This window comes from Catenulispora rubra (assembly GCF_015356825.1).
GTDB classification, from domain to species: Bacteria; Actinomycetota; Actinomycetes; order Streptomycetales; family Catenulisporaceae; genus Catenulispora; species Catenulispora rubra.
Window position 1 is genome coordinate 1 of sequence record NZ_JAACYW010000019.1, and the last position, 19,833, is coordinate 19,833.

A 19,833-nucleotide genomic window follows, 5' to 3' on the forward strand; every position below is an offset into this window, starting at 1 on the left:
CGCGCATCCCAGCCCTCCCCCGTCGTTGGGTGGCCGCACCCGGTCCGGCCGGTGTTGGCGCGGAGCACCGTCGGTCATGGTAGCGCCGGGCTGCTTGATGACTTGGTGTCAGTCGCCAGAAGCAGCCGGGCGTCAGCAGCCCTCGGACGTGGTCGCGGGCAGTTAATCAGCATGCTGTGAAACTCTGCGTATACACGGCTTGAGCTGCGGAAATGTGGCGATCAAGACTCGCTGCCCCATACGATCGGCGCCTTCATCGGGCACCAGGGGGAGACACATGGATCAGCGAGACCAACAGCCGCAGGGCCACGACGCACCCGGCCCGCAGCCGTACTACGGGACGCAGTGGGCTGCTGCGCCCCAACACCCGACCGTCCGGCGCCGCACCGCCATCGGATTCGGCATCGGCGCGCTCATCGTCGGCGCAGGCATCGGCGCCGCCGGGCACAGCGACAAGACCACCGCCACCGCTGCCACCACAGCTGCGGCCAGCGCCGCGACGGCCACCGCGACCGTCACCACGACCCAGACCGCCCCGGCCCCCGCAGCCGTCACCATCACCGCCAAGGCCGCCGCCGCACCGGCAGCGCCGACCGTCACGGTCACCGCCACCGCCACCGCTGCTGCTCCCACCAGCGCCGCAGCCACGGGCATCAGCGAAGGCACCTACGTCATCGGCACCGACATCAAGCCCGGCCTGTACAAGACCTCCGGCCCCGTCGACACCGGCGACCTCGCGAACTGCTACTGGGAGCGCGACCGCGACCTGTCCGGCGGCATGGGCTCGATCATCGCCAACGACAACACCACCGGCCCGACGACCGTCCAGATCTCCAGCAGCGACAAGGCGTTCAAGACGTCCGGGTGCGCGCCGTGGGTGAAGGTCGGCTGACAACGCTCCCCCAGCTCAGCCGGAACCAGCGGCGCCCGGCAACCGCCGCGGTCTGCTAGGAGTGCGCTGGCCGCCGTCAGCGCAGCAGCGCCTCGATCAGATCGGTCCCCAACCGGGCGCTGCGCGCGATGTCGATCTCGTAAAGCACGTACCGGCCGCGCCGCGTCGTGGTCACGATGCCTGCGTTCTTCAGTACCGCCAGGTGCCGGGAGACCTCTGGCGCGCTCACCGTCCACGCGTCGGCGAGCTGGGCGGTGGTCTGCGGGGCGCGCAGGATGCTGCGGATCAGGCGGAGGCGGAGGGGGTGGTCCAGGGCGTGCAGGCGGTTCTGGATGTCGGCTACGGAGACCGTCGGTTCTTCGAGGCCTGGCGGGATGGGGTAGTTGAGGACCGGGCGGCGGCCGGCTGCGTGGACGACGAGGAGGTGCGGGTGGGAGAAGGTGCTGGGCAGGAATGTCAGGCCGCGGCCGCTGGCGGAGGTGGTGCGGTCCTGGAGCTTGTCGACGACGATGCGGTCGCCGGCGGCCGTCAGCGTCAGCGCCGGGGACACGGCGGCCAGCATCGCCTCCAGCCCGTGCCGCTCCAGCAGGTCGTGCTTGTGGCGGGCGTCCGCCGCGAGTCGGCTGGCGACGCGGGTCCAGGCTTCGGCGAAGAACCCGCTGTCGCAGTCCTCCAGCAGGCGGCGGATCCAGCTGCGTGCGGCGCCGGGGCGGGCGAGGATCTGGTCGACGAACTCGAGCGCGCGCGGCCCCCGCGCGCCGGCCCGGTCGCGGGCGATCTTGCGCGCGACGTCGTCGACCAGCGGCGAGGCCAGGTCGTCGCGCAGCGGCACGACACCGCAGCTGCTGGTCATCAGGGCGTCGCGCACCCAGGCCTCGTCGTCGAGGGCGTCGAGCACGTCGAGCTCGGCGGCCAGCGTCGGCTGCGGCGCGGCGGGCAGCAGCATGTCCGAGCGGGACGTGCGCCAGAGGTAGTCCGCGACCAGGATGCGGTCCATGAGGTCCGGGGCGATGCCGGCCGTGGCCGCGGTGACCCAGCCGTTCTGCGTCTGGTGGTGCGCGGGCTCCACCAGGAGGTGCAGGGCGGAGCCGAGTTCGGCCAGCGGCGAGGGCGCGAAGAGGTACTGGTCCGCGGTCACGCTGGTCACATCGATGCTCACGCTCATAGGGGAATCGTCGCAGTTGGCGACGGGTTCGCCGCCAGAGTTGACGATTACCGTTAACCGGATGCCGGCGGAGGCGGTACGGCTCCCATGGTGGCTCCATGCTCACCGCCGCGAACACCCCGCCACCAGGGAGACCAGGAACACCTGGTCCGTCTGAAACAGCCGGATCGTCTGAACAGACTGAACCGTCTGAACCACCAGCCCCGACCGAGGCCAAGGCCGTCCCAGCCCCGCCCTCGAAGCTCTCCACCGTCCGTCTGCTACGCGGCCTCGGCGGCGGACGCTACGCCTTCGCCGCCGCCGTCTCCGCGCTCGGCGCCGGACTCATCCGCCCGTTCCTGCTCCTGTACGCGGTCACCATCAGCCACCTCACCCCGAGCCAGGCCGGCCTGGCCCTGTCGGGCGGGTTCGTGGCCGGTCTCCTGCTGGTGCCGGTGGCCGGCCGCTGGGTCGACGCCGGGGCCCGCCGCACGGTGGTCGTCACCACCATCGGGCTGCGGGTCGCCGGGCTGGTCCTGCTGCTGGCGATCCCCGGCCCGGCCGGATTCATCTGTGCCTGCCTGCTGCAGGGCATCGGCAACCAGACCGGGCCGATCGCGCAGGGCGCCGTCGTGTCGAGTCTGGCCGTCGGCTACGAGCGGGACGCGCTCCTGGCCGCGCTGCGTTCGCTGGGCAACGCGGGCCTGGGCGCCGGCGCGCTCCTGGCGACCGTCGCGCTGGGGTCGGGCGCGGTGGGGATGCGGTGGCTGGCGGCGGCGACTGCCGCGGGCTACCTGATCTCGGGCGTCCTGATCTCGGCGGTCCGACTCCCGGACGAGCAGGCCGCCCGGGCAGGGCAGCCGCAGACGCGCCGACCAGGACGGCTCCGCCAACCCATCGCGCCGGCCGACCGACCCGTCATGCGCCGCCTGACCATCATGAACCTGGCGAACCTGCCCTTCGCGGTGTGCTTCGACATCCTGGAGGTCGCCCTCCCGGTCGTCATCGTCACCCGGCTCGCGGCCTCGCCCGCGTGGTCCTCGGGGATCTTCGTGGCGAACACGGTGATGGTGATCCTGATCCAACTGCCGGTCGTGGTCTGGATGTCACGGCGCCCGCGCCGTCACGTGTTCGGCATCGCCGGCGGCGTCCTCGCTGCCTCCTACCTCGGCTTCCTCGCCGCCGGTGCCGCCCACGGAGCCGCCGGCGCGACGGCCATCGCCGCCGTCTCGATCCTCTACACCCTCGGCGAGGTCCTCTACACCGGCGTCGGCACCCCTCTGGTGATCGACGCGGCACCACCCCACCTGCGCGGCACCGCACTGGCACGGTGGCAGCTTTCCCTCGGCCTCGGCAGAGCGATCGCCCCACTGGCCATCACCTTCGCCCTCAGCATCTCCCCCGCCGCCCTCTGGCTGCCACTGGCGATCACTACGCTCCTCGGCGCCGCGGTGATCGTCCGCCACGCCCCGACCGACTCCGGCCGCCAGGACCGAGGCAGCAGCGGTCCGGCCGGCATCCGCGAGCGATACGACGAATGGTCCACCCGACGTCGGACACGAGCGCTGGAACAGGCGGAGCTCAAGCGCCGGTTGTACGCCGACGGCTATCGCCCGAATCGGATCGGGAACGGCCGTCCGAGGTGACGGGTCGATGGCAGATCAAGGCATCGCGTGCATGCGTGAGCCGACGACGGCAGCCAGCACAGCCAACCCGAGAAGTCGCCGAAAGTAGTTCACGCCCTGCGTCAGCTCCAGGTAGGCCCAGGTGAACAGAAAGGCCGAGCTGACGAAGTCCGCGGTGCTCCGCCAGTGGCCGGCGCTGGAGATCCGGGCGAGGAGGGCGAACAGCAGCCAGCCGATCAGCGGGAGGTTGGGCATCTGAGCGAGGACTACTTTGCCGTCGGCATCCCGCCAGAACCTTCTACGGCCGGCCGAGCCCGGTTCGGCAGGGGCGGTCGCTTCCGGGCGAATGCGGATGATGGGAGCTCCTTCTCGACACACGCTGGATGGTTCGGCTACCCGGGTCAGAGGGCTCAAACACTAATGCTGCCCCGGATCGCCCGCGTACCAACGCCCACAGACCGAGAGCCCGCTTCGCACCGGTGGCGTTCGAGGGCTTCCCTGTAACCCGAGCCGCACTAAACTGACAGCAGGTCCGCGACGCTCCAGCCACCGGCGCCGTGCTCTTTGGTGTGGACTGCGTTTGAGCGAGGCACCGTCCGGAACCTGACAGCGCTGGGGGATTCCATGGCCGCTTTCCCGCACAGACTTCATCAACGCCGCAGGAGTCCGCACCGGTCGCCGTTGCGGACTACCGGCGCGCCTGCACCTACGCCCCCGTCCTCCTCGGGTTCCGCCGACGACGTCGTGTCCCACGCCGAGAACCTCGTGCGCGACGCCTGGCTCGGGATGTTGCACGGTGAGTGCGACTACACCGGGGCCGAGATGCACGCCGCATCAGCCCACTGCGACACCGCGCGGCGGCATCTCGCCGTCGCCCTCCTCGGGTGCGATCCCGACGCGATAGCCATGGCTTACGCCGATCTGGAAAGCAGGCTCGTCGGCGCCCGCATCGCGGCGTGCGCCTACGAGCAGGCTCGTGCGGCGCTGGACCACGAGCTCAGGGCGACGTACCGCCGGGCCGCCGACCGGTTCCCCGACGGCCGTTTCGCCGACGACCGGTTCTCCGACGAGTACGCCAGTCGCAGGCGTCTGTCCCGCCAGCGTGACGAATCAGTGTCCGGGCACGGAGCCGGATGGGTACGGGCCCTGCTCATTCTCGGCTGGCTCTCCCACCTTGCCGTGTCCTGGCTCGCCCGCCTCGCCGCGGGCCGCCGGCTGTAACCGCGGATCACCTCGACCGGCGCCGCCGATCAGGAAACCTCATCAGGAAACCTCCACAGGCTCGACATCCGGCGTGGCGACGTGTTCGACCCCCTGGGAGGTCGAGAGCGCCTCGCGGGACTCCGCGATGCCCTGCCGCATCTCCGACTTGAAGATCCGCAGCGACTGGCCGACCGAGCGGGCCATGTCGGGCATCCGCTTCGCGCCGAACAGGAGGCAGGCGACGATGAGGATCAGGATGATGTGCCAAGGCTCCAGCGCACCGAACATGTTCACTACTCCCAGGCTGTTCGAGGGGTGACAGGCGCGGCCGGTTCGGCCCCGCCTGTAGAAGTCTTCGTATCGGCTCGCCCGACGGCTTGGTTCTAGCGGCTTAGTTCTAGCGGCCTAGTTCCAACAGCCTGGTTCTATCAGCCGCCGCCCCGCCCATCAGCGGCGCCGTAATCCGAACGAGTGAATCCCCGCACCCGACCAATCCGCGCGGGCCCCGGCGGCGAATGGCCCGGCAGACGTCCGATTCCGCTCGGGCGCACGGAGAGATGGGGCATGATGGCTGAAGAGCTCATCGATACCCGGCTGCTTGAGGAGTTGACCGAGCAGTCGCAGGACTTGAACAGCGACGCGGTTCGGATCACCCGTGAGGCGCTGGCCGAGTACGCGCAGGCCGAACCCGAGCCGCGCCGCCACCGCTGGCGCCGGGGCTCCGTGCTGGCCGGTGCCGCCGGTGGCGCCGTCCTGCTGGGCGCCGCCCGCGCTGCCGCGGCCGGTCCCAGCGACGACCTCATGGCGCTGCAGACCGCCGCGTCGATCGAGAACCTGGCCGTCACGGTCTACACCACCGCGGCCGGGCTGCCGTTCATCAAGGGCGGCAACGCGACCGTGGCGGCGTTCATCGCCAAGACCACCACCCAGCACACCGCGCACGCGCAGGCGTTCAACGCCGCGGCCACCCAGGCCGGCGGCAAGGCCCAGACCGCGGCCAACCCGAAGTACGCCGCCGTGGTGCAGCAGCTGCTGCCCTCGATCAAGACCCCGGCCGACGTGGTCAAGCTGGCCATCACGCTGGAGGACGTCGCGGCCGAGACCTACACCGCCAACGTCGCGCAGGTCAGCACCCCGGCGCTGCGCAAGCTGTTCGGCTCGGTGGCCCCGGTCGAGGCCCAGCACCGGGCCACGCTGCTGGCCGTGCAGGCGCTGCTGGCCGGCGGCGCCCCGCAGCTGATCGCCATCCCGACCGACGCCGCGAAGCTGCCCTCCGCGGCCGGCAGCGTCGGGTTCCCCGACTCGTTCTACCCGACCAAGAACGCCTCGCCGATCAGCGAAGGGGCCGTGAAGTGAGCACCGTCAACGGTGGCTGGGAGCTGCCGATCAGCGAGGGCGAGCTGTCCCGCATGACCCGGGACCTGGACCAGGCACACCGCGAGTACCTGCCGTCCATGTACGCCGCGGCCAACGACCTGAGCGAGCAGCTGCGCGACTCCGACGCCCTGACCCAGGCCCAAGACCAAGCCCAAGCCCAGGAGGAGCGGCAGCGCGTCGCCTCGCGCCGCCGGTTCCTGATCGGAGCCGGCGGAGCCGCCGCCGCCCTGGCGCTCGCGGCCTGCTCCAGCAGCAAGTCGACAAAGGCGTCCGCGGCTCCCGGCAGCACCACCGGCGCCGCCTCCAGCGGAGCCTCCGGCACCTCCGGCACAACACCGTCGACCTCCTCCTCCGGCGCCAGCGTCTACACCGGGGACCTGAAGGTGGTCGCGCTGGCGACCGCCCTGGAGAACCAGGCCGTCGGCGCCTACACCGCGGCGCTCGCCGCGGCGAAGGCCGGAAAGCTCGGCACGGTCCCCCCGGCGGTGGGCACGTTCGCCACCACCGCGATGAGCCAGCACGCCGACCACGCCAAGGCCTGGAACGCGGTCCTGACCGGCGCCAACGTGCCGGCGATCACCGGCGTGCCGCTGTCCAACCAGGCGGCGACCCTCAGCGCCCTGGGCGCGGTCACCGACGTCGGCGGGGTCGCCAAGCTCGCCCTGCAGCTGGAGGACCAGGCGGCGCAGACCTACCTGTTCGCCGTCGCCAACGTCACCAGCCCCGGCGGCATCGCCACCGCGGCCAGCATCGCCCCGGTGGAGGCCATGCACGCCGCCATCCTGAACTTCGTCCTCGGCCAGTACCCGGTCCCGGACGACTTCCTGGGCACCACCATGGCCGCCAGCCCCACCCTTTTGACGGTCTGAAGGAGCCGCCGCCGCGCCCCGGACGGGGACCGGCGGTACAACGGTGGTGCGCAGTCCGACATTTCGGACTGCGCACCACCGCCATGAGGTACGCCGATTCCGGGCTCCGGCCCCGATCACCAGTGAGGATGCCGCCGTGCTCCGTTTCCCCGGCAAGACCGCCGCCGCGACACTTCTGGCGGCAGCGACCGCGCTGACCCTGACGGCGTGCTCCAGCAGCAGCTCCCACCCGGCCGCCGCGCCGACCAGCACTTCCTCCACATCGAGTTCCAGCTCCGGTTCCAGCTCTGGTTCCGGCGCCACCAGCACTACCGGCACCACCGGCGCTCCGGTCGGCGCCTCGCAGATCGTCATCAGCAACTTCGCCTTCAGCCCCGCGGACCTGACCGTGACCGCAGGTCAGACGGTCACGGTGGTCAACAACGACTCCACCACGCACACCCTGACCGCCACCACCGGCAAGGCGTTCGACACCGGAGACCTCACACCCGGCAAGACGGCGACGTTCACCGCGCCCACGACGCCCGGCACGTACCCCTACATCTGCACGATCCACCAGTTCATGCACGGCACGCTCACCGTCAAGTAGCGAAAACCGCAAGCCGCCCGCACCTCACGCGGCAGCCGACGGCCGCGCCGAGGATTATGCGCCGGCTGTTTTGTTTGCATTTCCGCGGAGTGGACAGCAGGGCCACGGCTCCATTTCGGCCGAGCTCATCCCCCATGCCGCCGCTCGGGCGCCGGTGCAAATAGCAGGATTGTGGATAGCTGGAATATTATCCCCTCGTGTCACGTTTTCGAGACCGTGCACGTCAAAATCCTGGAGGAATTATGGCCACCGACTACGACGCCCCGCGCAAGACCGACGACGACCTTGCCGAGGACAGCATCGAGGAGCTGAAGGCCACGCGCACCAAAGCCGCCGTCCGCAGCCCCGACCTGGAAGAAAGCGACAACGAATCGCTGGAGCTGCCCGGTGCCGACCTTTCGGACGAGCAGCTGACCGTTCGGGTCGTGCCGCCGCAAAGCAACGAGTTCACCTGCTCCAGGTGCTTTCTGGTCCAACACCGAAGCCTCCTGGCGCGCCATACCCGTCGCGAATGGATCTGCAAAAACTGCGTTTGACCGACTTCGGCGTCGGGGTCATCGGAAATCGATCCACTCCCGGGCCGTCGTGAACTCGTCAAGGAGCACAGGGTCGGGAGTGACCCCCAGGCCAGGGCCCTGCGGCACGTCCAAACCCCCGTCGCGCAGAACGAACGGCTCGGTGATGTCGCGCTCGAAGTAGCGCTCTGAGGCGCTGATATCCCCGGGCAGGGTGAAGTTCGGCAGCGCCGCCAATGCGACATTGGCCGCGCGGCCGACACCGGTCTCCAGCATCCCGCCGCACCACACCGGCACCCCGTTCGCGGCGCAGACGTCGTGCACGCGGCGCGCCTCCAGGTAGCCGCCGACACGCGCGGGCTTGATATTGACGATGCGGCAGGCGCCGAGGGCGATCGCGTCCGCGGCCGAGCGCGCCGAGACGATGGACTCGTCCAGGCAGATCGGGGTGTGCAGCAGCCGGGCCAGCGCGGCGTGCCCGCGGATGTCGTCCTCCGGCAGCGGCTGTTCGATCAGCAGCAGGTCGAAGGAATCCAGGGCGGCCAGGCGCGGCGCGTCGCCGAGGGTGTAGGCGGTGTTGGCGTCGACCTGCAACAACGGAGCGTCGCCGAACCGCTCCCGGACGGCCCGCACCGGCTCCACGTCCCAGCCCGGCTTGATCTTCAGCTTGATCCGCCGGTAGCCATGGTCGAGGTAGCCGCCGACGGTCTCGACGAGCTCTGCGACGCTCGGCATGATCCCGACCGAGACGCCGACCGACACCGAGGACCGCACGGCACCGAGATGGTCGCCGAAGGAGGTGCCGGCAGCCCGCAGTTCGGCGTCCAGAACAGCGGTTTCCACCGCCGCCTTGGCGATCGGGTGGCCCTTGAACGGCGCCAGGATCTCCGCCACCAGCGCCGAGGTCACCCGCGGTGCGGCGGCGAGCCTCGGGAGGAAGAAACGGCGGATGACGTCCTCCGCGCCGTGGATGTACTCCGAGGAGTACACCGGCTCACTCATCGCGGCGCATTCGCCCCAACCCTCGGCCTCCTCGGTGACGACGCGGACCAGCAGGATGTCGCGTTCCGTAACCACGCCGAAGGACGTCTCGAACGGACTGCGCAGCGGCATGGTCAGGCGCCGCAGTTCGACTCCGGAAATCTTCATCGGCGTTCGTCCTCCTCGTGATGTTCCAGCAGGTACCAGCCAGATCGGGTGAAGCCGGTGATGCGGTATCCGCGTCCCATGGCTTCCGTCAGCGCGCCGCGTAGCGCGAACCGCCAGCTACGCGCCAGCTCGGGCGCCTCACGCCGCAGGTCCTGGATGGCCGCGGGCGTCGCACACAGCAGGGAACCACCGGAGTCCGACGGCGGGCCGGGCTCGGGCATCATGCCCGGCGCGATCCCGGAGAGCAGTACCTTGTTCGCGCTGAGCAGGGATTCTTCGTTCTCCGGCTCGATTCGAGTGCCGTTCGCCGCGGCGTCCGCGCGCGCCGAGTCGAGGGCCCAGCTCATCAGGAGCCGATCGCTGCCCTGTCCCGCGTTGACCCCGTCCGGCATGTCGCCGTAGAAGTCGACGAGATAAGCGGTCGCATCCGCACCGAGCTTGGCCATGTTGAAGTAGGCGTTGGCCCGCACCAGCGGGTCGAAGGTCCAGGTGATGCGGCGCAGGCCGCGGCTCAGGGCCCAGGCGCGCTGGTGCAGTTTGACCGCGAAGCCGGCGTGCCGGCCCTCGGCCTCGGGCAGCATCCCGGTGATGTGCGAGTGCAGATGGATGCCGCCGCGTGGTTCCACGTCCGAGGCGAGGAACGCGGTGGCGGCACCGATCAGCCGGTCGCCGTTCTTGTCGTCGAAGACACCGGCGATGTAGCAGCCTTCGTATGCCATCACCCGCATCAGGCCGGTGGGCATCAGGCTCTGACCCGGCTCCAGGGCCCAGATCCGGGTGAAGACCTCGGCGACCGCACCGAGGTCGTCCGGTTCTGTCAGTTCCCTGATGGTGACCGCCGCGGCGCGGGCCGCCGCCTCGGCTTGGGCGTGCGCCTCGGCGATCAGGGCGCGGGCCGGGGGCGTCGGGATCGGCGCTGTGCTCACGGACGCGCCCCCAGCAGGTCCGCCACGAGTTCGGCGAGCAGCGCCGCACGCTCGGGCATGGAGCCGGCCAGGACGTGTTCGCCCTCGGCGTGCGCGCCGCCGCCGACCGCGCCGAGCCCGTCGAGCGTGGGGGTGCCGACGGCCGCGGTCCGGTTGCCGTCCGAGCCGCCGCCCACGGCGACCCCGCTCAGCGGCGGGAGCCCGAGGCGTGCGGCCGCCTGCTGGGCGCGGGCGAACAGGTCGCTCGACGCCGAAGGCGGCAGCGGCGGACTCTCAGAGCCCTGTTCCACCCGCAGCGAGGTTCCTTCCAGACGCGGTCGCAGCGCGGCCAGCCCGGCGAGGACACGCTGTTGCTCCTCGACGCTGAAGGCGCGCACGTCCACGGCGACTTCCGCGGAGCCAGGGACCGTGTTCGTCGAGTCTCCGGCCTTGGTCACGGACGGCGTGACCGTCGTTCCCCGTTCCGGGTCCGCGAGCTGAACGATCGCCAGGATCTGATGCGCGAGTTCGACGGCCGCGTTCGCTCCGCGCTCGGGTTCGAGCCCGGCGTGCGCGGCGCGGCCCACAACGTGCAGGCGGTGGCAGCCGGCGCCTTTGCGCGCGGTCTTCAGCGCGCCGCCGTCCGCGCTGGCTTCCAGGACGAGCACAGCATGGTTGCGGCGCGCTTCCTCCTGAATGAGGGTAATGGATGCTGGCGAGCCGACTTCCTCGTCGGTGGTGATCAGGACGCTGACACCGTCCAACGCGTCGGGGTTGTCTGTTTGCAAGGCCGCGAGCGCGTACAGGAGCTGCACCAGTCCTGCCTTCATGTCGAAGCAGCCGGGGCCGGTGATCCGGCCGTCGGTGATGGTGAAGGGCAGTCGCTCCAGGGTGCCGAGCGGCCAGACGGTGTCGAGGTGGCCGAGCAGCAGGACACGGTCGCCCCGTCCGAAGCGCCAACGGAGCTGGGCCGCTCCCCCGCGCTCCAAGCGTTGTGGGTCCGATCGCAGGAGCCTGGTACCCAGCTCGGCAAACACGTCGGCACAGCGGCTGGTCGCGGTCCGGTCACTGGTCGGGGATTCGCAGCGGACCAGGGTTTCGAGGTCGGCGAGCATGGACGGCAAGGACTGCCTCAGCCGCTCAAGCAGCGGTGTGGTGTCGACGGTCACGCGGCGGCCCCAGGGTTCCCACGATGCCCACGGTGGACGGCGGGCACGCCCAGCTCGGCTCGGAACAGCCGCAGCACGTTGCCACCCAGCGTCGCGGCCACGACGTCCTCGTCCAAGCCGCGCGCCAGCAGTTCGGCGGTGAGCAGCGGCAGACCGGCGGGTCCGGCCAGACCCGGCAGCGCGGCGAACGGATCGCAGCCGGCCACCGGCCCGATCTCTACCCCGCCGGGCAGCACGTCGTGCAGCATTTCGAAGACGAAGTCCGGTCCGATACCGACGTGGCCCGGGCCGGCGACCTTCCCGATGTGCTCGATGTGGTCGACGAGCCGGGAGATCGACGGCTCGTGCGGGTCCACGAACCCCGGGAAGAAGTTCACGCACACCACGCCGCCGCCGGCCGCGATGGCCGCCAGGCGCTCGTCGGTGAGGTTGCGGTGGTGGTCGCACAGCGCCCGGGCGGAGGAGTGCGTGGCCAGCACCGGCCGGGTCGCGAGTTCGAGCACGTGGTCGACGCCGGCCGCGCCGAGGTGGGAGACGTCGAACATCATGCCCAGGCGCTCCATCTCGGCCAGCGCCTGGACCCCGGCGGCGGTCAGCCGGCTGCCCGCGGCGTCCTCCGCCGAGCCGTCGGCGAGCATCGTGCGGCCGAGGTGGGCCAGCGACGCGATGCGCACGCCGAGCCGGTACAGCGTGGCGAACAGCTCGATGTCGGCGTCGATGCCCGGGGCACTCTCCAGCGCGAGGACCAGCGCGATCCGTCCGGCGGCCAGCGCGCGGTCGATGTCGGCGCCGTCCAGGCACAGGCTGACCTCGTCGGCGTTGCCCTCGGCGATCCGGTGCGCGGCCTCGATCATGCGCAGCGTCTCGCGCAGCGCGCCTTCGGGCCGGTAGGCGTCGTCGATGAAGACCGGCAGCACCTGGATGTCCACGCCGCCGGCGCGCAGCTGCGGCAGCCACTGCGCGCGGAAGTAGTGGGGCCACTGCGCGACCGGCCGCAGGACGACCGAGCAGAGCAGGTCGTTGTGGGTGTCGGCGACCACCGCGCGGTGGTGCAGCTCCAGCGTCGCCGGATCGAGGCGATCGGGTGTGTCGGGCGCGGGCGTGGTCATTGTGAGGCCTCGCAATGTTTGAGGAGCGTGCGGGACCTGCGGCAGAAGGATCCGGCCCCCGGGTTCGTTGCCATGCCGTTCAGCTTGCCCGCGCACGCCCGGAGTCGTCTTGGTGAGGACGGATCAATTCCGAGCGGGGCTCTCGTCGAATCGGATGATGATGAAGTAGTGCGGGTGCCGATACCCAGCGTCCGACCCCGCCCGCGCCCGACCGTCACAGCCGCCGTCACAGCCGCACCCGCGGGTCCGCCGCCGCGTACAGGACGTCGACCAGCAGGTTGGCCAGCACGATGAACGCGGCGGCGAACAAGGTGACGCCCATCATCATCGGGAAGTCGCCGTTCTGGATCGAGGTGATGGCCAGGAAGCCGATCCCCTTCATGGAGAAGGTGATCTCGACCAGCACCGCGCCGCCGAGCACGGTGGCGAAGTCCATGCCGAAGATGGTGATGATCGGGGTGATCGCGGCGCGCAGCGCGTGCTTGAAGATCACCCGGCGCTCGGACAGGCCCTTCGCCCGCGCGGTGCGCACGAAGTCCTCGCTCAGCACGTCGAGCATCCCGGCCCGGGTCAGCCGGGTGTAGAGGGCGGCCAGGCCGAAGGCCAGACAGGTCCAGGGCAGGATCATGTCCAGGAACCACTGGCCCGGGTCGGACAGGATGCCGACGTAGCTGCCCGGGGCCGGCAGGATCGACCACCGGTAGGCCAGCGGCAGGGACAGCAGCGGCGCCAGGAAGTAGACCGGCAGCGAGATGCCGAGCAGGGCGGTGGCCATCAAAACCCGGTCGAGCAGCGAGCCCTTGCGCACGGCCGAGGCCAGACCCGAGGCGACGCCGAAGAACAGCCACAGAACGCCGGCACCCGCCGCGATGGAGAAGGTGACCGGCAGGTCGCTCAGGATCGTGGGCCAGACCTGCTGGTAGTTCCTGAACGAGTAGCCGAAGCACGGGGCGTGGCAGGCGATGTCCTGGGTGCCGTCGCTGAACGTGGTGCCGGTGACGATCGTGCGCAGGTAGTCGAAGTACTGAACCGGGAACGACCGGTCGAAGCCGAAGCGGTGGATCACCCCCTGCACCGCTGCGGGCGAGGGCTGTTTGCCCACGTACTGGACCGCCATGGTGGCCGGTGTCTGCCCTCCCCACTGCGGCATCTCGTAGAAGATGACCATCGTCACGAACGCGACGACGAACAGCAGCCCGGCCACGGCGAACAGGCGCCGAATGATGAAAGTCAGCATGGTGTCAGGGCCCTCACTGGACGCCGAGAGCCTGGTAGTCGTACATGCCGTAGGCCTGCTCGATGTAGGCGTTCGTGAGGTTCGGCGGGCGCAGCATCAGGGCCCGGGAGTCGATCATCGGCACCAGTGCCGCGTCCTTCAGCGCCTGCTGGTCGATCTGGGCGTACAGCGCGTTGCGGGCGTCCGGGTCGGTGGTCTTGAGCGCGGTGGCCATCAGTGAGTTGACAGCCGGATCGTCGAGTTCGGAGTAGTTGCTCTCCCCGGTCGACTTGATGCCGTCCGGGGTGACGATCTGGTCCAGGAATCCGTACCCTGACGGGAAGTCGGCGGCCCACGCGGTGATGAACAGCGCCTCGTTGTTCTGCTTGACGTACGCCTGGCTGCCGGCCTTGATCGAGAGCTGGCTGTACTTGAAGCCGTCCTCGGTCACCGTGATGCCGATGGCGGCCAGGTTCTGCTGGACCACGTCGGCGACCGGCTTGTCCTTCGGCTGGTCGATGTAGTAGCCGACCTGGGTGTTGATGTCGGTGACGTGCTCGGCGGCCTTGCAGGTCGCGATCTCGGCCCTGGCCTTGGCCAGGTCGCCGGAGTGGCCCGGAGTCGGGTACAGATCCTGCGGGACGTAGCCGGGGACGGTCGGGGGCAGCACCGTGGTGGCGATGTCGCCGCCGCCGATGCCGCCGCCGAACGCGGTCTGCACCGCGGTCTTGTCGATCGCCCACTCCACCGCCTTGCGGCAGTCGATGTTGTCGAAGGGCTTGATCGTCGTGTCGATCGTCAGGTAGGTCAGCAGCCCGGTGATCGGGTCGTCGGCCTCGGCCTTGAGCTTGGGGTTGCCCAGCACCTGCGACTGCGTCGCGGTCTGGACGCCGACGCCGCCCTGGTCCACGTCGGTGCTGCCGTGCAGCAGGTCCTGATCGACCGTCTGCGCGCTGACGTCGACCTTGTCGACGATCCTGGCGGCGTGCGCGACATGCAGGTGCAGCGGGTCCGAGGCGGCGTTGAAGTTCGGGGACGCCGACAGGTCGAGTTCCTTGCCCACGCTGTACGAGTCGAACGTGTACGCACCGGAGGAGATTACGTGCTCGTAGTAGGTGGCACCGGTGTCCTTGACTCGCGGGACCGGCACAGTCGACGGCAGCGTCAGCACGTCGTCGAAGTCCGCGAACGGCTTGACCAGATGGAAGACGATGGTGCCGTTGTCCGGCGTGTCGATGCCCGAGGGATGGTCGGCCGGGTTCTTGTCCTTATAAGGACCCTGGTAGTTCGTGGTGTCCGTGAGCAGCTGCTTGAAGTACGTCGGGCCGTTCGGCAGGACGTCCTGGCCCCAGTTCGAACGCTCGATGCCGTAGGCGACGTCCTGCGCGGTGATCGGGGTGCCGTCCGTGTAGGTGGCGCCCTTGACCAGGTGGAAGGTCCAGGTCAGGCCGTCCGCGCTCATGGTGCCGAGGTCGGTGGCCAGGTCCGGGACCAGCTTCACCGGACCCGGACCCTCGGCGAAGGTGATCAGCGAGCGGGTGTAGAGCCGCATCACGTCCCAGTCGGCCCCGAAGTAGCTGTTGCCCGGGTCGGTGGACTGCAGATCCGAGGACTGCTCCATCCGGAGCGTGCCGTGGACGGCGGCCGAGGACTTGCTCACGATCGCGGTCACGCCGACGTTGTACGCCGCCGAGCCGTGGGCTCCGGTACCGCTGGTGGACCCGCCGCCGCAGGCTGCGGCGCCGAGCGCCAGCGCTGTGGCCGCCGCGCAGGCGGCGATTCGTGGTGTGGGCATGGCGTCTGTGGACCTCTTGTCTTCTGGTTCGGGGCTCGCCCGGTCAGCGGCCGGCCTTGGGATCGAAGGCGTCGCGCAGTCCGTCGCCGAGCAGGTTGAAGGCGAGCACGGTGAGGAAGACGGCCGAGCCGGGCACGATCAGGAACTCCGGGTCGACCTGGTACAAGGCGATCGCCTCGTTGACCATCTCGCCCCAGGACGGCATCGGCGAGCGGATGCCGACCCCGAGGTAGGACAGCGACGCCTCGAAGAGGATGTTCGACGGGATGAGCAGCGTCGCGTAGACCAGGATCGGCCCCGTCAGGTTGGGCAGGATCTCCCTGAGGATGATCCGCGCGGGGGTGGCGCCCAGAGCGCGCGCCGCGTCCACGAACTCGCGTTCGCGCAGCGCCAGCGTCTGCCCGCGCACGATGCGGCCGATGTACGGCCAGGAGAAGAAGCCGATGATGACGATCAGCACCACGATCCGCAGCACGTTGCCGGTCAGCCCGAAGGACGAGTAGCCGAGCACCCCGGACAGCGAGATCGCGAACAGGAACAGCGGGAACGCGAGCATCACGTCCATCGTCCGGCTGATCACCGAGTCGACCAGGCCGCCGAAGAAGCCGGCGACCATCCCGAGGCCGACCCCGATCACGATGGCGATCAGGGTGGCCAGCCCGGCGATGCCGAGCGAGGTCCGGGCGCCGTAGACGACCCGCGCGAACAGGTCGCGGCCGGTCGGCACGTCCACGCCGAGGATGTGCTGCGAGCTCATCCCGCCGAAGCCGCCGCTGGGGATCTGCAGGTTCGGGTCGATCAGATCGGTGTGTGTGGTGTACGGATCGTTGCCGGTGAGCGAGCACAGTTGTGGCGCGAAGATCGCCACCAGGATGAGCAGGACGACGGTCACGCCGCCGGCCGTCGCGACCTTGTCCTTCTTCAGCCGGCCCAGGGCGATCCGGGCCGGGGAGCGGCCCTCGATGGCCTTGCCGGGCGGCGCCGGGGCTTCCGGCTCGGCCGCCGACGCCGGGCCCGGTTCCAGAATCGTCGTCATCGTGTCGCTTCCTCAGAGCTGTCCGGTCCGGCGGCGCGAAGCAATGCCCTCATCCCAGGAGTTGCGCCCCGTGGACGAGGTCTGTCGTGACCGAGTCCCGGAAGTCGCTGACCGCGGACCCGTCGCCCTCGTCGGTGTTGATCAGCACGGCGACGGCGTGGTTCTGGTCCTTCGTGAGGACCACCATGGTGGCGAACCCGATGTCGGAGCCGGAGTGGCCGACATACGGCAGCCCGGAAACGACTTCTTGGACCCAGCCGAGCCCCTGGTAGGGCACGATCTTCGGGCTGACCTGGGGACGCAGCATGTCGGCGACGGCGGCCGCGGACAGGATCGGGGGCGTGCCGATCGCCCCGCCGATCATCGCGCGCAGGCTTGTCGCCAGATCGGTCACCGAGCAGCGGAGTGCACCGGAGGGGACGTCGGGATAGCTCATCTGCGGCAGTGCGGCCAAGGCGCCGTTCTTGAACTCGTACGGCACGGCCAGGACGCCCGGCGCGAACTGCCGCAGGTACCAGTGCGCGCCGGTGATGCCGAGCGGGTCGAACAGGTTCGCCTGCGCGTAGGCGGTGAAGTCCTGTCCGCTGACGCACTGGACGACATAGCCGGCCAGGGCCATGCCCACGTCGGAGTAGCTGAAATACGTGGCTGGCTTGTGCTTGGGGAGATACGACTTCTTCGGTGCGTAGTGCTTGCCACCCGGCACGAGGTAGCCACGGAGGAAGTCCGACAGGCTCTCCGTCGGGTCCCCGACGACGTCGAAGCCCACGTAGTTGTCGTCGGAGATGCTGGAGGTGTGGGTGACCAACTGGTGCGGGGTGATCGGCACGTTCGGGTAGGCGGGGTTGCGCACCGGGAAGTCGATGAAGCTGCTGACGTCGTCGTGGCGGTCCAGGCCACAGTGCTCGAAGAGCTGGACCAGGGCCGAGGCGGTGAACAGCTTGCTGACCGACGCCAGGTGCACGGGTGTGTCCGGGGTCATCAGCCGGTTCGCGGCGATGTCGGCGTAGCCGAAGGCCGCCGCGTAGGGGGTCGGGGCGTTCTTGGACACGATCGCGACTTCGACCCCTGCGACGTGGGCGGCCGCCAACCGCGCCGGCATGCTCGCCTCGAACTCGCGAAGCCACTGATCGAAGGTCTGCTTCTGACTCGTCGTGGCGAAGGCCGCGGAGCCCTGCGCGACAGAGCCCTGGACGACAAAGAGACCGGCCAGTCCCGCTTTGAGTACCGAACGTCGGGTCGAGATCATGATGCGTCATCCGTCTCTGGCGGTCGCTTCCGCCGATTGATTCCGTTCATGGATCGGTGTGCCGAGGCTATGTCTGCCGGTCGGGCCGAAGCTTCGTCCGGGCGGACGAGGCCGCGGGACGGAATCTGTAGAGGAGGACGAAGATCGTCGGCTAAGCGTCGGGGTCTTCGTGCGTTGCCGACGGCCCAGAGGGCTGGAGCCGAAGGTGCAGCATGGCCGCGAAACGGGCGTCGGCGTCGCTCAGATCGATCTGGCCGATCTCGGAGACACGACGCAGCCGGTACCGGAAGGTGTTCGGGTGGACGTACTGCGTCGCGGAAGCGGCGTTCACGTCGCCGAACGCCTCCAGCCACGCCCGCAGCGTGGCGACCAGGCGGGTGCGGTGCCGGGAGTCGTAGTCGGTCAGACGCGCGACCGGGCCGCCGAGGGCGTCGCCGCGCTCGGTGATCGTCTCGGCCATCTCCGCCAGCAGCGCCTGGAGCTGGACGTCGCCGATCGAGGCCACGCAGGCCCCGCCGCCGTCGCGTCTGCGCAGGACGTTCAGGGCCCGGTGCGCGCCGGCCCGCGAGCGACTCAGTTCACTGTGACCGGTGCCGACCTCGCCGATCCCGACGATGAGCCCGTGGCGGATCCCGATGCGCCGCAGGAACTCCTGCGCCACCGTGGCGACGCGCTGTGCGCCGTCGGCACTCTGCTGCGGCACCGGAACGATGGCGTACACCACGTCGCCGACGACGGCCACGGCCGAGCGCGGATGGACGGCGGTCAGGTGCACCGCGAACGCGTCGGCCACGCGCTGCCGTTCGGCGACCAGGTCCGCGCGCCGCACGGCGGACGGCTCGGCGGGCGAGCCGACGACGTCGAGGGCGACGACCACGGCGGCCCGCTCGGCCAACCCGAGGCGCGCGACGGCCTGCGCCGCACCGGGCCCGGACTCCAACGCGGTGGCGACCAGGTCGGCGTGCAGCCGCCGCCCGACGTCGGCCCCCGCGCGCAGCCGCATCATGTGCAGGGCGACGAGCTTGGCGGCGTCGCGGAGTGCCTGCGCACGCTCGGCCGACAGCGGTGCCCGCACCGCGGCCCAGATCGTGCCGAGGATCTCGTCGCCGGCCCGCACCACCAGCGCGGCCCGGGGCAGCTCGCCGTGGCCGATCAGGTCCGGCAGCGGATCGACGAACACCGGCTCCTCGCTGCGGTACAGAGCCTGGTAGACACCGCGCTCCTCCAGGATGCGGGTGTACTGCTCCGGGACCTGGCGGCCCAGGATGGTCGCCACCCGCGAGGCGTCGGCCTCGTCCTGGCGTCCCGAGAACGCCAGAACCCGGTTGCCGCGGTCCTCGATGGTGATCGGCGCGTCCAGCAACGCCGCGATGGCGTTCGCAAGGGCGAACAAGTCGCCCGCCGGCGTCCCGAACATCGTCGGCGTACCCACCTCACCGACGTCGCCTTCCGCGATCAGCGACCTGACCATGGCCGCCAGCTGCGCCCAAGTAGCGCCGGGCGTCAGGGCCAGCACGGTGACGCCAGAGCGCAAGGACGCGTCCTTGATGACCGGATCAGCCACGACCGGCGCCCGAACGACCAACGCCGCCGCACCGGCCATGACGGGCTCGCCCAGCAGCGCGGCGATCGCCGCCGGCTCCCGCACCCCCACAGCGAGGACCAGCGCGTCCCGGCACGAGACCTGCTCCTCCAGCGGGTCGTAGATGACGACGCCGCCGACCGGCGCCTCTGAGACCACATCCCCGCACACCGCCTCGAGCAGGGTGCTCCCCAGGTCCTCGACGACCCTGCCCAAGCCGGCCCGCAGATGCGCCTCCATCGCCAACCGCATGCCTTCCGCGTCTGCGGGCCGCGCCCGCGCCAGGGTTCCCCGCCGTGCATGGCATCCTGACGCCGCCGAGTCTCCGTTGGCAAGGATCTTGAGCATCGTCCGCATCCGTCAGACGGTCGGGCGGTGCACCCGGGGACCTGCGTCCCGCCACAAGGCA

Annotated in this window: 19 protein-coding genes; 7 read left to right on the plus strand and 12 right to left on the minus strand. The window is 70.2% G+C overall.

The window, feature by feature from the left end; all coding sequences use genetic code 11:
- Positions 1-277: 277 nt before the first annotated feature.
- Positions 278-892, plus strand: a complete 615-nt coding sequence (locus tag GWK61_RS08135; protein WP_194906663.1) for an Rv1352/Rv1906c domain-containing protein — start codon at positions 278-280, stop codon at positions 890-892.
- A gap of 76 nt (positions 893-968) precedes the next feature.
- Here GWK61_RS08135 and GWK61_RS08140 read toward each other — a convergent pair whose 3' ends face one another.
- Positions 969-2,057, minus strand: a complete 1,089-nt coding sequence (locus GWK61_RS08140; protein ID WP_194906665.1) for a DUF5937 family protein — start codon at positions 2,055-2,057, stop codon at positions 969-971.
- Positions 2,058-2,155: 98 nt separating this feature from the next.
- On the opposite strand from GWK61_RS08140, the gene GWK61_RS08145 reads away from it, so the two are divergent.
- Positions 2,156-3,682: an MFS transporter gene (locus GWK61_RS08145; RefSeq protein WP_194906667.1), complete on the plus strand. Its 1,527-nt coding sequence runs from the start codon at positions 2,156-2,158 to the stop codon at positions 3,680-3,682.
- Positions 3,683-3,697: 15 nt separating this feature from the next.
- Here GWK61_RS08145 and GWK61_RS08150 read toward each other — a convergent pair whose 3' ends face one another.
- Positions 3,698-3,916 carry a hypothetical protein gene (locus GWK61_RS08150; RefSeq protein ID WP_228561943.1) on the minus strand — a complete coding sequence of 73 codons (219 nt, stop codon included), beginning with the start codon at positions 3,914-3,916 and terminating at the stop codon, positions 3,698-3,700.
- A 489-nt stretch (positions 3,917-4,405) separates the two neighbouring features.
- Between GWK61_RS08150 and GWK61_RS08155 the strand changes: the two genes are divergently transcribed.
- Positions 4,406-4,882 carry a hypothetical protein gene (locus tag GWK61_RS08155; protein ID WP_194906668.1) on the plus strand — a complete coding sequence of 159 codons (477 nt, stop codon included), beginning with the start codon at positions 4,406-4,408 and terminating at the stop codon, positions 4,880-4,882.
- 42 nt (positions 4,883-4,924) lie between these two features.
- Here the strand turns inward: GWK61_RS08155 and tatA are convergent, their stop codons facing one another.
- Positions 4,925-5,152, minus strand: a complete 228-nt coding sequence (gene tatA / locus GWK61_RS08160) for a Sec-independent protein translocase subunit TatA (RefSeq protein ID WP_194906755.1) — start codon at positions 5,150-5,152, stop codon at positions 4,925-4,927.
- 276 nt (positions 5,153-5,428) lie between these two features.
- Here tatA and GWK61_RS08165 point away from each other — a divergent pair, with 276 nt between their 5' ends.
- From GWK61_RS08165 to GWK61_RS08180, 4 genes are all read left to right on the plus strand, one after another.
- Positions 5,429-6,220 carry a ferritin-like domain-containing protein gene (locus GWK61_RS08165; RefSeq protein ID WP_228561944.1) on the plus strand — a complete coding sequence of 264 codons (792 nt, stop codon included), beginning with the start codon at positions 5,429-5,431 and terminating at the stop codon, positions 6,218-6,220.
- Positions 6,217-7,110 carry a ferritin-like domain-containing protein gene (locus GWK61_RS08170; protein ID WP_194906670.1) on the plus strand — a complete coding sequence of 298 codons (894 nt, stop codon included), beginning with the start codon at positions 6,217-6,219 and terminating at the stop codon, positions 7,108-7,110. Before GWK61_RS08165 ends, GWK61_RS08170 begins: the two co-directional genes overlap by 4 nt.
- Positions 7,111-7,246: 136 nt before the next feature.
- Entirely contained in the window at positions 7,247-7,699 is a 453-nt protein-coding gene (locus GWK61_RS08175) for a cupredoxin domain-containing protein (protein WP_194906672.1), read from the plus strand.
- A 242-nt stretch (positions 7,700-7,941) separates the two neighbouring features.
- Positions 7,942-8,235: a DUF4193 domain-containing protein gene (locus tag GWK61_RS08180; protein WP_194906674.1), complete on the plus strand. Its 294-nt coding sequence runs from the start codon at positions 7,942-7,944 to the stop codon at positions 8,233-8,235.
- An 18-nt stretch (positions 8,236-8,253) separates the two neighbouring features.
- Here GWK61_RS08180 and menC read toward each other — a convergent pair whose 3' ends face one another.
- The 9 genes from menC to GWK61_RS08225 form a co-directional block, all read right to left on the minus strand.
- Positions 8,254-9,363, minus strand: a complete 1,110-nt coding sequence (gene menC, locus GWK61_RS08185; RefSeq protein ID WP_194906675.1) for an o-succinylbenzoate synthase — start codon at positions 9,361-9,363, stop codon at positions 8,254-8,256.
- Positions 9,360-10,289: a GNAT family N-acetyltransferase gene (locus tag GWK61_RS08190; protein ID WP_194906677.1), complete on the minus strand. Its 930-nt coding sequence runs from the start codon at positions 10,287-10,289 to the stop codon at positions 9,360-9,362. Before GWK61_RS08190 ends, menC begins: the two co-directional genes overlap by 4 nt.
- Entirely contained in the window at positions 10,286-11,383 is a 1,098-nt protein-coding gene (locus GWK61_RS08195; RefSeq protein WP_194906759.1) for a M20 family metallopeptidase, read from the minus strand. Before GWK61_RS08195 ends, GWK61_RS08190 begins: the two co-directional genes overlap by 4 nt.
- A gap of 50 nt (positions 11,384-11,433) precedes the next feature.
- Positions 11,434-12,546, minus strand: coding sequence for a dipeptidase (locus GWK61_RS08200; protein WP_194906679.1), 1,113 nt, complete (start codon positions 12,544-12,546; stop codon positions 11,434-11,436).
- 226 nt (positions 12,547-12,772) lie between these two features.
- Positions 12,773-13,783 carry an ABC transporter permease gene (locus GWK61_RS08205; RefSeq protein WP_194906681.1) on the minus strand — a complete coding sequence of 337 codons (1,011 nt, stop codon included), beginning with the start codon at positions 13,781-13,783 and terminating at the stop codon, positions 12,773-12,775.
- A gap of 13 nt (positions 13,784-13,796) precedes the next feature.
- Entirely contained in the window at positions 13,797-15,557 is a 1,761-nt protein-coding gene (locus tag GWK61_RS08210) for an ABC transporter substrate-binding protein (RefSeq protein WP_194906682.1), read from the minus strand.
- A 43-nt stretch (positions 15,558-15,600) separates the two neighbouring features.
- On the minus strand, positions 15,601-16,593 hold the full coding sequence (locus tag GWK61_RS08215; protein ID WP_194906684.1) for an ABC transporter permease: 993 nt from the start codon (positions 16,591-16,593) through the stop codon (positions 15,601-15,603).
- A gap of 49 nt (positions 16,594-16,642) precedes the next feature.
- Positions 16,643-17,842, minus strand: coding sequence for a serine hydrolase domain-containing protein (locus tag GWK61_RS08220; protein ID WP_228561945.1), 1,200 nt, complete (start codon positions 17,840-17,842; stop codon positions 16,643-16,645).
- A 151-nt stretch (positions 17,843-17,993) separates the two neighbouring features.
- On the minus strand, positions 17,994-19,664 hold the full coding sequence (locus GWK61_RS08225; protein WP_438939759.1) for a PucR family transcriptional regulator: 1,671 nt from the start codon (positions 19,662-19,664) through the stop codon (positions 17,994-17,996).
- Positions 19,665-19,833: the final 169 nt, after the last annotated feature.